Annotated in this window: 12 protein-coding genes; 9 read left to right on the forward strand and 3 right to left on the reverse strand. The window is 63.7% G+C overall.

Annotated elements, in window-relative coordinates; translation table 11 throughout:
- Nucleotides 1–28 precede the first annotated feature (28 nt).
- Genes NTD88_RS09370 through NTD88_RS09380 form a run of 3 tightly spaced genes read left to right on the forward strand, consistent with a single transcriptional unit; the run spans nucleotide 29 to nucleotide 3227 of the window.
- Nucleotides 29–901 (forward strand): transporter, encoded by an 873-nt coding sequence (locus NTD88_RS09370; RefSeq protein WP_262154689.1) that lies wholly within the window; start codon nucleotides 29–31, stop codon nucleotides 899–901.
- Nucleotides 902–923: 22 nt separating this feature from the next.
- Complete coding sequence (locus NTD88_RS09375; protein ID WP_262154690.1) at nucleotides 924–2087, forward strand: MFS transporter; 1164 nt, start codon at nucleotides 924–926, stop codon at nucleotides 2085–2087.
- A 33-nt stretch (nucleotides 2088–2120) separates the two neighbouring features.
- The gene (locus NTD88_RS09380; RefSeq protein ID WP_262154691.1) at nucleotides 2121–3227 is read left to right on the forward strand and encodes a class II histone deacetylase; all 1107 of its coding nucleotides are present in this window, start codon (nucleotides 2121–2123) and stop codon (nucleotides 3225–3227) included.
- A gap of 2 nt (nucleotides 3228–3229) precedes the next feature.
- On the opposite strand, the gene NTD88_RS09385 is transcribed toward NTD88_RS09380, so the two are convergent.
- Nucleotides 3230–3877, reverse strand: coding sequence for a TetR/AcrR family transcriptional regulator (locus NTD88_RS09385; protein ID WP_262154692.1), 648 nt, complete (start codon nucleotides 3875–3877; stop codon nucleotides 3230–3232).
- Nucleotides 3878–4005: 128 nt separating this feature from the next.
- Between NTD88_RS09385 and NTD88_RS09390 the strand changes: the two genes are divergently transcribed.
- Nucleotides 4006–5223, forward strand: a complete 1218-nt coding sequence (locus NTD88_RS09390; RefSeq protein WP_262154694.1) for an MFS transporter — start codon at nucleotides 4006–4008, stop codon at nucleotides 5221–5223.
- A gap of 64 nt (nucleotides 5224–5287) precedes the next feature.
- Here NTD88_RS09390 and NTD88_RS09395 read toward each other — a convergent pair whose 3' ends face one another.
- Nucleotides 5288–5767 (reverse strand): isochorismatase family protein, encoded by a 480-nt coding sequence (locus tag NTD88_RS09395; RefSeq protein ID WP_095156714.1) that lies wholly within the window; start codon nucleotides 5765–5767, stop codon nucleotides 5288–5290.
- Between the two features lie 140 nt (nucleotides 5768–5907).
- Here NTD88_RS09395 and NTD88_RS09400 point away from each other — a divergent pair, with 140 nt between their 5' ends.
- The 3 genes from NTD88_RS09400 to NTD88_RS09410 all read left to right on the forward strand — a co-directional run bounded on the left by NTD88_RS09400 (nucleotide 5908) and on the right by NTD88_RS09410 (nucleotide 8749).
- Nucleotides 5908–6525 (forward strand): LysE family transporter, encoded by a 618-nt coding sequence (locus NTD88_RS09400; RefSeq protein WP_175650435.1) that lies wholly within the window; start codon nucleotides 5908–5910, stop codon nucleotides 6523–6525.
- A 74-nt stretch (nucleotides 6526–6599) separates the two neighbouring features.
- Nucleotides 6600–7130 (forward strand): AAA family ATPase, encoded by a 531-nt coding sequence (locus NTD88_RS09405; RefSeq protein WP_262154695.1) that lies wholly within the window; start codon nucleotides 6600–6602, stop codon nucleotides 7128–7130.
- Between the two features lie 29 nt (nucleotides 7131–7159).
- On the forward strand, nucleotides 7160–8749 hold the full coding sequence (locus tag NTD88_RS09410; RefSeq protein ID WP_262154696.1) for a hypothetical protein: 1590 nt from the start codon (nucleotides 7160–7162) through the stop codon (nucleotides 8747–8749).
- Between the two features lie 102 nt (nucleotides 8750–8851).
- Here NTD88_RS09410 and NTD88_RS09415 read toward each other — a convergent pair whose 3' ends face one another.
- Nucleotides 8852–9547, reverse strand: a complete 696-nt coding sequence (locus NTD88_RS09415) for a tRNA (adenine(22)-N(1))-methyltransferase (RefSeq protein ID WP_305885284.1) — start codon at nucleotides 9545–9547, stop codon at nucleotides 8852–8854.
- Nucleotides 9548–9811: 264 nt separating this feature from the next.
- On the opposite strand from NTD88_RS09415, the gene NTD88_RS09420 reads away from it, so the two are divergent.
- Both NTD88_RS09420 and NTD88_RS09425 read left to right on the forward strand, forming a co-directional pair.
- A complete protein-coding gene (locus NTD88_RS09420; protein WP_095156710.1) occupies nucleotides 9812–10675 on the forward strand; it encodes a GGDEF domain-containing protein in 864 nt (287 codons plus the stop codon).
- Nucleotides 10676–12303: 1628 nt separating this feature from the next.
- Nucleotides 12304–13914 (forward strand): ShlB/FhaC/HecB family hemolysin secretion/activation protein, encoded by a 1611-nt coding sequence (locus NTD88_RS09425; RefSeq protein ID WP_262154697.1) that lies wholly within the window; start codon nucleotides 12304–12306, stop codon nucleotides 13912–13914.
- Nucleotides 13915–13953: the final 39 nt, after the last annotated feature.

Consider the following 13953-nt stretch of genomic DNA (forward strand, 5'->3'; position numbering starts at 1 on the left):
CAACCCCTCGAAGAAGAGACGAAAGCGCATGAGCAACCACCTTCACCGCACCCTCGCCGCGATCACCGGCGGCCTGTTGAGCCTCCAGGCCAGCGCCGCCGACCTCAACGCCCGGGACTTTTTCGGTGCGCCGTCCGGCACCAGCCTCGGCGTGCTGTACTTGCCGGCCACCCGCGCCAATGACTACCACGGCCCGGCCGACAGCACCGGCAAGGCCGAACTGAAGGTCAACGCCGTGGCCTATCGTCAGGTGTTCTTCACCGACCTCTGCGGCACCCTGTGCACGCCGCAATTCATCGTGCCCTTCGCCGACATCGACGCCCGCCTGCCCGGCGCCAGCGGTCACACCGGCGAAAGCGGCTTCGGCGACCCGCAAGTCGGCGGCACGCTGTTCTTCATCAACGACCCGGCCTCGCGCACCTACAGCGGCCTGCTGACCCTCGTCACCCTGCCGGTCGGCGAGTACCACGGGCAGAACCCGGACGTGTCGCCGGGCGCCAACCGCTGGGGCACCACCTTCGTTTACAACTACACCCAGGGCATCGGCGAAAAGTGGGTGCTGGAAGCCAACCTCGAAGCCCAGCTCTACGGCAAGAACGACGACTATTTCGGCGCCGAACTGAAACAGGATCCGCTCTACCGCCTGCAAGCCTTCGCCTCCTACGACTTCACCCCCGCCACCTACGGCGCGCTGCGGCTGATCCACGCCGATGGCGGCGAACTGCGGATCAACGACCAGCGCATCGACGACACCCACAAGCGCTACACCCAGGTCGGTTTCGAGGTCGGCCACTGGCTCGATCCGCAGAACCAACTGATGTTCAGCCTCTCGCAGAACGTCGCCACCGATAACGGCTACCACGGCGCGGACGCCTTGCTGCGTCTGGTCCACGTGTTCTGATCGACTGTCCCGGAGCTTGCCCATGACCACCCAGACCAGGCCGCTGTCCGGCGGCAACCTGTTCGCCTCCTCGCAACTGGCGCTGCTCGCGGCCATTGTGCTGTTTGCCGCGATCACCCCGACCATCCTCATGACCGCGCCGGCCGTCGCCGCGCAACTGGCCACGCAATGGCAATTGAGCCCGTCGCAGATCGGCGACCTGTTTTCCACCGAACTGGGCGCCATGAGCCTTGCCACCCTGCCCGCGTTCTGGTGGCTCAAGCGCGTCAACTGGCGCACCGCGGCGGTGCTGGCCGGCGTGCTGTTCATCGGCGCCAACCTGCTGTCGATCTGGGCCCAGGATTACAGCGCCCTGCTGGCCCTGCGTTTTTGCAGCGCGCTGGCCGGGGGCTCGCTGATGATCATCTGCCTGTCCAGCGCCGCGTCCACGGCCAATCCCAGCCGGGTCTACGGCTTGTGGGTGATGGGCCAACTGGTGGTCGGCGCCATCGGCCTGAGCGTGCTGCCACGGCTGTTCGAACACTACGGGCTGGCGGCCTGCTACCTGATCCTCGCGGTGCTGATGACGCTGTTCCTGCCGCTGGCGCGTTACTTCCCCCAAGGCGCGCCGACCGGGCAGCAGAGCGTCGATGAACGCCCGCGCGCGGCGAAGTGGAAGGTCGCGCTGGGCATTCTCGGCATCCTCAGCTTCTACATCAGCCTCAGCGGCGTCTGGACCTTTATCGGCGCCATCAGCGCCAACGCCGGCATCTCCGCCGACGCCAGCGGCGAAGTGCTCGCCATCGCCACCGTGATGGGCATCGTCGGTGCCGGCTGCGCCTCGCTGATCGGTGACCGCCTGCCGCGCGTGCTGCTGTTGCTGCTGGGCTACGGCCTGATGGCCGGCGCGGTGCTGTTGTTGCTGGGCCAGCCGCCACTGGCCCGGCTCGCCCTCGCGGCGCTGGCCTTCAAGTTCACCTGGACCTTCATCCTGCCGCTGATCCTCGCCTGCCTGGCGGACCTGGACCGCTCCGGAAAACTGATGAACGCCTCCAACCTGGTGATCGGTGGCGGCCTGGCGATAGGCCCGGCCATCGCCGGCCGCCTGATCGAAAGCAGCGGCGGTTTCCAGCCGCTGCTGATCAGCGCCGCCAGCGTAACCCTCATCTCCCTGTTGCTGATTCTCGGCTGCCGCACCAACGCCTGAGCCGCCCCATTACCTTGAAAGAACGGAATGACCATGAGCCGAACCACTGCTTTTTTCTTCGATGAACTCAGCCTCTGGCACAGCGCCGGCCTGCACGCCCTGACCCTGCCGGTCGGCGGCTGGGTGCAACCGCCCGCCGCCGCCGGCCACGCAGAATCGCCGGAAACCAAGCGCCGCCTGAAAAGCCTGCTGGACGTCTCCGGCCTGACCCGCCAGTTGCAGGTGCGCAGTGCCGCCAGCGCCACGGACGAGGATCTTTTGCGCGTCCACACCGCCGAGTACCTGCAGCGCTTCAAGGCCCTGAGCGACGCCGGCGGCGGCGAACTCGGGCCGCACGCGCCCATCGGCCCCGGCAGTTACGACATCGCCAGGCTGTCCGCCGGCCTGGCCATGGCCGCGGTCGATGCGGTGCTGGCCGGCGAAGTGGACAACGCCTACTCGCTGTCGCGACCACCGGGCCACCACTGCCTGGCCGACAGCGCCATGGGCTTCTGCTTCCTGGCGAACATCGCCATCGCCGTCGAGGCGGCCAAGGCCAAACGCGGCCTGGGCAAAGTCGCGGTCATCGACTGGGACGTGCACCACGGCAACGGCACCCAGTCCATCTTCGAGGAGCGCGGCGATGTGCTGACCATCTCCCTGCACCAGGACGGCTGCTTCCCGCCCGGCTACAGCGGCGAAGACGACCGCGGCCGCGGCGCCGGGCTGGGAGCGAACATCAACATCCCGCTGCCACCGGGCAGCGGCCATGACGCCTACCTGCACGCCATGCAGCGCATCGTGATCCCGGCGCTGGAGCGCTTCGAGCCGGAGCTGATCGTCGTCGCCTGCGGCTACGACGCCAACGCCGTCGACCCGCTGGCGCGGATGCTGCTGCACAGCGACTCGTTCCGGCAGATGACCCGTCTGGTGCGCGAAGCGGCCGAACGCCTGTGCCAGGGGCGCTTGGTGCTGGTCCACGAAGGTGGGTATTCCGAAGCGTATGTGCCGTTCTGCGGGCTGGCGGCGATCGAGGAACTGGCCGGCATCAGGACCGACGTCAACGACCCGATGCTGGAGTTCGTGCAGTTGCAACAGCCGAGCGCCACCGTGACGGCCTTCCAGCGGCGGCTGGTGGACGAGATGGCTGAAAAGCGCTGACGTCAGGCTGGGCGGGGCCTGCCTTGCAGGCCCTTGCTGGACTGCGCTGCCGCATCCCACGTGGCCATCACCTGGGGGATCGCCGCCTCGATCAGCGCATGCGGCACCTCGTCCCGGGCGAGGATCGAAACCCCTTGCAGAAAACTGTCGAACACCGTCGCCATCACCCGCGCGTCAGTGGCCTCCGGCAGCAACCCGTCGCGAATCCCACGCTCGACGCAGGCCACGAACCCCGCCCGCGTGCGCAGCCGCGACTGCGTCAGCGCTTCCGTCACTCGCGTATTTTCCGGGCTCGGCGCACTCATCACGCCGAGCGCCACCATGCAGCCCTTGGGGTGACCGTCCTCGCACTGCATGCAGGTTGACTGGCGCAGCGCTGTCTCGATGGCCTCGCGCGGCGGCAGGCATTCATCCCAGAGGCATTCGGTGACTTGGGCGTAGCTCGTCAGGTAACGCTGCACGCACTCGTTGAACAGCGCCTCCTTCGAACCGAATGCCGCGTAGAAGCTCGGGGCGGATATCCCGCCGCCGAGCCCGGCTTTCAACTGGGTCAGCGAGGTCGCGTCATAACCGTGCTGCCAGAACAGGTGCAGCGCCTGGTCAACCGCCTGGTCGCGATCGAATGTGCGGGGACGGCCCATTTTCGCCATGTCGGAAATCCTCTGGAAAACGAGTTAGATACTATTCGATACATAAATCATTGACAACACACGGGAGCGACCGCCAACATTTGTATCGATTGGTATCCAAATCGAAATACTTGTTCAAGGAGTTCTCCGTGACCACCTCACTTCCCTCGCCAGCAGCGCCCGAGCGCTTGCCTGTCGGCGCCCTGCTCGCCCTGGCCATGACCGGCTTTCTCTGCATCGTCACCGAAACCCTGCCCGCCGGGCTGTTGCCGCTGATCAGCGAGGGCCTGGCGATTTCCCCGTCGATGGCCGGGCAGATGGTCACCGCCTACGCGCTGGGTTCGGTGCTGGCGGTGATTCCCATGACCATCGCCACCCGTGGCTGGCGCCGGCGCAATGTGCTGTTGCTGACCATCGTCGGCTTCCTGCTGTTCAACTCGATCACCGCGCTGTCATCCCATTACGGCGTGACGCTGGTGGCGCGCTTCTTTGCCGGTGTCTCGGCGGGCCTGGCCTGGAGCCTGCTGGCCGGTTATGCGCGGCGCATGGTCGCGTCACAGCAACAGGGCAAGGCGTTGGCATTGGCGATGGTCGGCACGCCGATCGCCCTGTCCCTCGGCGTGCCGCTCGGCACCTGGCTCGGCGGGCTGGTCGGCTGGCGCAGCACCTTTGGCCTGATCTCGGCGCTGACCCTGGCGTTGATCGTCTGGGTGCTGGTGAAAGTCCCCGACTACCCGCCGCAGCCGGCGCACCAGCGCCGGTCGCTGCGCGCGGTGCTGACCACGCCGGGGGTGCGGCCGGTGCTGGCGGTGGTGATCAGTTGGATGCTGGCGCACAACATCCTCTACACCTACATCGCCCCGTTCGTGGCGCCGGCGGGGCTGGCGGAACGGGTGGATCTGGTGCTGCTGGTGTTCGGCATCTTCGCGCTGGCCGGGATCTGGATGACCGCCCGGCTGGTCGAGCCGCTGCTACGCGTGACCACCCTGGTCAGCCTGGCGACCTTCGCGTTGGTGTCGCTGGTATTTGGCGTGCTCGGCAGCGTGCCTGAAGTGATCTACCTCGGCGTGGCGGTCTGGGGCCTGAGCTTCGGCGGCGCGGCGACACTCCTGCAGACCGCCCTGGCGGACGCCGCGGGCGATGGCGCGGATGTGGCGTTGTCACTCAACGTGGTGGCGTGGAACAGCGCGATTGCGGGGAGCGGCGTGGCCGGTGGGGTGTTGCTGGATCGCTGGGGTGTCGAAGCGTTTCCGTGGGCGATGCTGGTGCTGCTGGGACTCGCTTTCGCCATCGCCCGCGGGGCCCGGGCCCATGGGTTTACGCCGGGGCCTAGGCGGGCTGAGGCTGGGGTGGTTGCGGGGCATTGAGATCGCTGTCGCGCGGTAGGAGCGAGCTTGCTCGCGAAAACCTGTCGGACATGCCCGGCGCACCTCACCCAGCCAACTCCTCCATCACCTGCGCGGTCGTAATGACCTCGCGAAAATGATGCGTCCAAAGGTCAATCCCCAACCGCCCCGAACGGTCCAGCGAGGAGCCCACGGTCAGGTCGGTGACCAGCGTCGGGCTAAGGCCGGCATCGAACAGCGCGAACCCGGCGGCGAGCACGCAGGTCTCGGTCTGCATGCCGCAGACCAGCACCCGCTCCACCCCAAGCTGCTTGATGTACTCGAGGGCTTCGGCGCTCTGGCCGTAGCCGTGCTTGACGAACACCCGGTCAACCTCGACCAGGCACTCGTCTTCCGCCGCCGGGTGCCAGCCAAGCTGGCGTTGAAACGGCGTGACCTGCTCATCATGCAGTTCGACCGAGGCGATCGCCGGCAACCGTGCCGACAGCCAGCGCGCCCGGTCGACCAGCCACTCGGGCGGGCTGAAGGTGGACTGGATGTCGACGATGAGTAGCACCTGGCGCATGGACGGCCCTCGAAGGTGAATGAAGGGCGCGGAGTATATCGCCAGTGGCGTGCCACACACACTGGGCCCCCTCGATACCTGCAGCGGATGATAGGCTACGCCCCACTCGGCTTTTTCCATCCGCTACAGGAGATTCCCCCATGCTCGGCGTGACCGACTACGGCGCTTTCGTGATCGCGTTCATCATCGTCCTGGCCATTCCCGGCCCCGGCAACTTCGCGCTGATCACGGCCACCGGCAAGGGCGGGATCAAGGCGGGCATGGCGGCGACCTGCGGGGTGATTCTCGGTGATCAGGTGCTGTTGTGGCTGGCAGTCGCCGGCGTCGCGACGCTGCTGGCCGCTTATCCGGCGGCCTTCCACCTGGTGCAGTGGGTAGGCGCAGCCTATCTGGCGTACCTGGGCCTGCGCATGCTGCTGAGCAAACCCGGCGGCGCGCCGCGCAAGAGCCGCATGGACAACGGCCACTACCTGCGCCAGACCATGATGATCACCCTGCTCAACCCCAAGGCGATCATGTTCTACATGGCATTCTTCCCGCTGTTCGTCGATCCGGTGAAGCACCAGGGCCTGGTGACGTTCGGCTTCCTCGCCGCGACCGTCGCGGTGGTGACCTTCCTCTACGGCCTGATCGCCGTGGTCCTGACCCATAAACTGGCCGAACGCATGCGCGCCAACCCGCGCATCAGCAACCTGTTCGAACGCGCGGCAGGCGCCTGTCTGGTGGGGTTCGGGATCAAGCTGGCGGCCATGCGCTAATAACGTTCACCGTCGTTGACAGTCCCGCAGAAAACGGCAGAATCGCCGGCCTTTTTCGTGACAGGACGGCTCCCATGCAACGGATTGTGATTCTCGGCAATGCCGGCAGTGGCAAATCCACCCTCGCCCGCGCCCTGGGCAAACGCCTCGACCTGCCGGTGGTGCACCTGGACCAACTGTTCTGGGAGCCCGGTTGGGTCGAGCCCGATGCCGAGCAGTTTCGCAAGCGGGTCCGCAACGCCGTCGCATCCGATAGCTGGGTCTGCGAAGGCAACTACGCCCGACGCACCTTCGACCTGCGTCTGCCCCGCGCCGACCTGATCATCTGGCTCGATACGCCGCGGCTCATCTGCTTACCGCGAGTGCTCCTGCGCAGCCTGATGAGCCGTCCGCGCCCCGACCTTGCAAAAGGCTGCAGCGAAAAGCTCGACCGGGAATTCCTCACTTTCCTCAAGTTCATCTGGCAATTCGATCGCGGCTACCGGCCCGGCATCGAACGCGTGCGCCTGGCCGTCGGCCCGCAGGTGCCGGTGGTGCACCTGCGCGGCAACCGGCAGGTCGACGAATTTCTTCAAGCTCTGGGGATCGCCGCCGATACAGCCTGAACCAGTATGGAAACTAAAGGCTACCGATCATGAGCCCAACCATCGCGGGATTGCGCATTTCCCCCGTGTACATTGCGCCCCAGCCGGCACCCGTCAGTACCGAGAGCATCAACGCGGTCGAGGCGGTCACGGCCATTCCCAGCACCACCGTCAGCCTTGGGCAGAGCCCCAACAGCAACGAGGACGCACGCCTCTACACCTCGCGAGGCACCCTCGGCGCGTCGCAGGTCCGCTACGCGCTGGAGCAAGACAACCTCGACAAACTCAGCATCAGCCTGATCAGCAGCATCCAGTCGTCCTCCATCGGCGCCCGCTTCCAGGGCATCGGCGCGGCCTTGCTGGAGCAACTGGCGGCCAATGGCGGGCAATCCGTTTCGCAATCGGTGTTCACCTTTACCGAAGGCACCCAGCCCAGCGCCGAGGCACTGAAACTGCAAGGCAACGGCCTGCGCGAGAACCCGACCAACGCCGTCAGCCTGACCCTGACCAGCGCCTCCGGCGCCACCATCACCCTGTCCCTGGCCAGCAACGAGAAAGGCCTGGCGGTCAGCGCCCAGGTTGAGGGCGGCCAGCTCACTGACAATGAACTCAAGGGCCTGGCTGCGCTGGCTGACAGTTTCCAAGGCGCCATCAATGGCCTGACCGAAGATCCGCCGCGCCTGGACCTCGGTAATCTGGTCAAGCTCGACCCGAGCCTGTTCAGCTCCTTGCAGATGAGCGCACAGCTGGAAACCGCCAGCGGCGAACCGCAGCGCTTCAACCTGAGCCTGGACGACAGCGCCCGCACCCTGAGCCTGCAAGGCCCTTCCGGCAACGTGCAGTTGAACCTCGATACCCGCGACAAGACGCTGCTGGGTAACGATGCCCAGCGCCAGGCGGCGATCCAGAACTACCTGACCCAGTTCGACACGGCGCAGCGCCGGGGCAAGGGTGATGAAAACCTGACGAACCTGTTCAAGGCCGCCTTCGTTCAGCTCAACAGCGCGGACGATGGCGCCAAGACCGCCACCGAACGCACCTCGGTGCTGGGCAAGAACGACCGCGTGCTGCTCAGCGGCCTGGCCGACTTCAGCGCCTCGATCAGCCAGGAGGTCAAGCAGGTCAACCCGATGCGGCTGTCGGAGACTGACTACTTCGACTACAAGGTTTCCCAGTCGACCACGGTTCGTGGCACTGCTGAGGCCGCCCGCTCGGTCCAACAGGACCAGCAGGCCAGCCTGAAAGCCGCCTACCACGCAAGCCTCAACCCGGAAGTGGCGCTGGCGCTTGGCACTGATAACGCGTCGCAGAACTACCGCTATCACGAGATCAACGATCAATCGAGCAGCAGCACTCGCCTGGCCTACGACAAGAAAGACCGGCTGATCGAGGCTACCGCGACTCAGCAGGCTAGCCAGAACGAGCGTGTTCGTACCTTTATCAATGGTGCGGTGGAAGCGGATGTGAGCACGCCGACCTCGACGTCCGGGTCGCGTAACCTGCTGGGTCTGCTCAATGACGCGTTCACTCAGGAACGGGCGTCGTTGAGGGATCGCGGGGTTTCGATTCTCGAAGCACAGTTGGCGTCGAAACGCAGTGAGTGGGGATTGCAGTCCAACACGTCGGACATCCGCGGCTAGCAACATGCAGCGGACAGGTGTAGGAGCGAGCTTGCTCGCGAAACGCCGCGACCTAAATCGTCCAACATGCACCCACGAGCAATGGCGCTGGATGCTTGACCCTCAGCCCAGCAGGTCAGTGATCCACTGAACCTGCCGGGCCAAATCCCGCACTTTCTCTTCCGGCACGGCCTGCCGGGCCTGGGCGAAGTTGACCAGCGTGCGCTGCTTCAACCGCAACAACCGCTGCCACTTGGCCAGGAACGCCGGGCTGCGCGCCTGCATCTGCAACGGCCCGAAGTACAGTTCCTCGGGGCTGTACAGCACCGGCCCGCTGCGCTCGGCGACGATGATTTCGTAGTCGAAGCGATTTTCCCGCAGCACTTCTTCGCTGAGGATGCGGTAGTCGTTGTCCATCAGCCATTGCCGTAGCGGCTGCTCGCCGCCGTTGGGCTGCAGGACCAAGCGTTCCTCGCCGCTCAGGTGGGCCTTGCCGCTGGCGAGGATGTCGCGAATCGTCTCGCCGCCCATGCCGCACAGGCTGACCGCCGTGATCCCGTCCCCCGCCTCGATCGCCGCCAGGCCGTTGGCCAGGCGCACGGTGATGCCGTGTTGCAGGTCGTTCTCGCGAACCGTGCGCTCGGCCGCACGAAACGGCGTCAACGCGACCTCGCCCGCCACCGCCGCCGCAATGGCGCCACGGCGCATCAACGCGACCGGCAGATAGGCGTGGTCCGAGCCGATATCGGCCAGCCGCGCCCCGGCTGGCACCTGCGCCGCCACGCGCTCCAGGCGCTTGGACAATGTCTGTTCGTTCACTACCGCCCCTTTTTCACCACAAGCGTCCGGCGCGCTTGGCCGGATCGGGGGCAATTCTGTCGGGCAATGCCGGGTATTTCAAATGGTCGGTGCTGGTTTAGCGGCGATCGGCGCGCGGGTTGCAACCGGCGACGCTGGCCAACCCATTCCAAATGGCCAGCCGATAGGCGACACTCGCCACTTCATGGACGTCTGCAACAACGCTCGGGGCCTGATTGCACGGCCGGGCCATGATCAAGTTGTATCAATCGGACGCCATGAACCATGCCCGTTGACCTGAAAGCGCTCTACCCCAAACTGATCCACCTGATGCTGGACACGGTCTTCGTGGTCGACCGGGACAACCGGATCGTCTTTGTCAGCGACGCCTGCGAGGCACTGTTGGGCTACCGCGCCGACGAACTGACCGGCACCCTGATCACCCAGTACATGCACCCCGACGACCTGCCGGCCACGCGGGCTTCGATCATCCGGGTGATGAACGGGCAACCTCACTTCGATTTCCGCAACCGCTATATCCGCAAGGACGGCGGTGTGGTGAATATTCTCTGGGCGGCCTTCTGGTCCGACGAGGTGGAGGCGCGGATCGGTGTCGCGCGCAACGTCACGGCCCTGACCCGGGCCGAGGATGAGCTGCGGTTTCTCGCCCATCACGACCCGCTGACCAAACTGACCAACCGCTCGGTGTTCAATGACCGCCTGGAATCGGCCCTGCGCACGGCGCAGCGTCACAACAGCACGGCGGCCTTGCTGTTTCTGGATATCAATGACTTCAAGCTGATCAACGATGTCCACGGGCATGCCGCCGGTGATCGCGTGCTGTGCGCCATTGCCCGGCGCCTGGAACGCTGCGTGCGCGAGACGGACACGGTGGCGAGGATGGGCGGTGATGAGTTCACCGTGCTGCTGAGCGATATCCCGTCGGAAGAAGCCGTTGCCGAAAAGGTGGCGCAGATTCTCGCGGTCATGGCCGAACCGCTGGGTGACGACTTCGACGGGCTTTCCATGCCGTCCTGCAGCATCGGTGTGGCCTGCTATCCCGCTGACGGCGAGGATGCCGATACCCTGCTCAGCCATGCGGACAGCGATATGTACCGGGTAAAAAGGCGTCGTTCGGCGGCGGGATAAGACATACGGAATGTATTTCCACGCGTCCTGTGTAATGGCTCAGGCCTTGAATTACGCTGTATACCGTATTCGCCTGACACCTCCATAAAATGTCTACTGCGTCACATTTTTCCTGATGGTTTCACGGGCAATAAAAACAATGCCCGGACGCGTTTTGGCTCAAACATAAGTGGAAATATTCAGCCACTCGTTCAGATGCCAAGCACCTCATTTGAACCGTTTCACGGACCCAGTTCCAACGTCAGAACGGGCGCAATCAGAGCTGATAAATGCCGTCGATTTTTCATTTTTCACGAACAGGCCATCGCCCACTTTCCCGTTGAACAGCGGACACTTTTACTCCATTCCACTACGCATGCCTTCGTCGCTCTCTCACCCCGGGATTGCTCCATGTTTTCGGGGGCGAGACACCTTTACGACTATAAAAATCATCAAACGCCACTTAATACCGCCCGCACTTCCGATGCGTGCACGTTGAATACGACCTTGCAACTTCCCCACCCACAACCTAACTGCAAAAAAACAAACAACAACTAAAATTCGCCTTTCATGCACCGCCAAGAATCCAGAAAAAATAGCAACACAACAACCCCAACAATAAAACAACAAACAACGCTCCTAAACCCAAATAACCATCTGAACGCAAGCCCAACAACTTCCCCCAAACTAAAATCAACTTACCAAACTACTAGCCCAACTAATAAATCCTTATTTAAAAATCACGCGACTACCAACCCGGCCGGCCTTACCAACTATTTCTTGCAAACAAAAGACATTCGCGCAAACTTTTCGAGTTCACCCGAGCCATTCCGCAGCCGCGCCACGCGCAGCAAAAAGTTACCGCTTTACAAATAGTTAGCGCGTTAACAAATCGCGCGCTCGCCCCGCCCCACCTGCCCTGCAGGCGATCAAGGGACAACCTGCCCCTCGCTTCGCCATTAGCGCACTTACAATACTTACACTTCCTGACGTCAATTAATCCGCGTCAAAAAAAATGATGTCACATTGCCATTGACCGCCGGTCGCAACAGCGCTATTAATGCGGTCGTACTACCTCTGACCCTGCTATGGGTCATCGCTGCGACGGAATGCGGGGGGGAGCATAAAATCAAACGGACGATGGTTTTCACCATTAAAGAATCCGTTTTTTAAAACGCGCCACGCAGACCGGGGGGGGCTGTTCAAGCCCAGCAGAAATAGGGGAGCGCTCCTTCGAGCAAAGGGGCAGATATCAAGAAAACCTAGAAAAACATCCATCTTGGAGCCTGACAAAGAACAGGCGCGATGGGGTGTCGACGCAGTTCACCTGCGCGACGGTGCAACGCGGTATCACGCCGCTGAATGCTGTTCTATTTTTTCGAGAATCAAACTAATTACACGCCTGCGCATGCGCCTCAACCGAGGCCGCTTGTCTGTGCCTGCGTAAAACTTTTTTGGCTGATCTTTTTTCGGCCCGGGCGCCCTTGCGCCTGAAAAATGCCAACGGTTTACCAAGGATGTTCGGCTCCGTCAGGACGCCGGCTCGAGTGTGCTCAATCGCTAGAGAAACAAAGATGCTGGATGTATCCCGACGATCGAATGACCTGCCTCTAAAAACCTCCTCGCCAATCACTGACAGCAAGGTTCCCATGCTCTATTCCCACGTACCGGCGAAGGCGCTGCTGTGCGCCCTCGGTTTTGCCGTGATGACCGCCAACGCAGCATTGGCCAACGAATCCGCCACCCAGGTCCCGCAATCCCAGGTCCCGCAATCCCAGGCTTCGCAAGCCCAGGTGATGGTCAAGGCCGTGGAATTCAGCGGTAACCGCACCTTCACCACCGAGCAGCTCAGCGCGCAGATCGCCGGCGATATCGGCCGCCCGATGAGCCTGGTCGAAATGAAAGCCCTGGCCGCCAAGGTCGAGGCCTACTACCAGGCCTCCGGCTACCGCCTGGTCAAGGTGGTGGTGCCCGCCCAGGACTTCGCCAACCAGAACGCCCTCAAGCTGGTGGTTCTCGAAGGCTGGTTGGGTAACGTGCAAGTCACGGGTGCCAAACGTTTCTCCAACGAGCAGGTGCTTGACGCCCTGACCGCGGGCGGCGTGGTCGCCGGCAAGCCGTTCACCCTGGAACAGGTCGAGCGCTCGCTGACTCACCTCAATCGCCTGTCCGGCATCGAGGTCAGTTCGACCCTGCAGCCAGGCGTGGAAACCGGTTCCACCGACCTGGTGGTCGATGTCACCGAGGCAGCGCGCGTCCAGGGCGCCGTGGAAGTCAACAACTACGGCAGCAAGGACACCGGTGAAACCCGCGTGATCCCGAGCCTGAAGTTCGCCAACCTGAGCGGCCACGGCGACGAAGCCAACGTCATGGCGCTGACCTCCATCGGCGACGGCGACTTGTGGTACGGCTACGTCGACTACAGCCTGCCGCTCAACGCCCAAGGCACCAAGGCCCGCGCTTACTTCTCGAAAGGTAACGTCGACGTCGGCAACACCTACCGCGTGCTGGAAATCGAAGGTGACAACCAGAGCTGGGGCCTGGGCGTTTCGCAAGACTTCGTGCGCTCGGCGCGCAGCATCATCACCGCCGAGGCCTGGCTGGAATCGCAAGACCTGGAGCAAAGCATCCTGGGCGTGCGTACCGCCGAAGACAAGATCCGCAAACTGCGCTTCAGCCTGAACCTGGACAACTCCGACCTGTACGGCCGCACCCTCGCCACCGCCGGCCTGCACTACGGCCTGGGCGAAGCGTTGGGTGGCATGGACGACGAGTCGATCATGTCCAGCCGCGCCGCCGCCAAGGCGGACAACACGTTCACCAAGTTCACCTTCGACATCGCTCGCCTGCAACAGATCACCCCGCGTTTCCTGGTGATCCCGCGCATCGCCGGCCAGTACTCCCTCGATTCGCTGGTGTCCAGCGAGCAGTGGGGTGTCGGCGGCTTCAACTCGGTGGTCGGCCACGCGCCGTCGACCTGGTCGGGTGACCACGGTTTCACCGCCAGCCTGGAAGGTCGCTACTCGTTGTTCAAGGACAACGACCGCTACCAGGCCACCGCGCGTATCGACCACGGTCAGGTCTGGCTGAAGGAAACCCTGGTTGGCCAGGACGATCATCAGGACCTGACCGGCGCCGCCATCGGCCTGCTGGCCCGTCCGATCGACAGCGTCGACCTGCGCGTAGACATCGGTGTGCCCCTCAGTGAGAAAACCGAGGACAGCACCTACGTCTACGCCCAGGCCCGCTATCGCTTCTGAGCCACGGAAACCACACCCAATTCGCACAGGTAAGTACTC

This window comes from Pseudomonas sp. 20P_3.2_Bac5 (assembly GCF_025466035.1).
In the GTDB taxonomy this organism is placed as follows: domain Bacteria; phylum Pseudomonadota; class Gammaproteobacteria; order Pseudomonadales; family Pseudomonadaceae; genus Aquipseudomonas.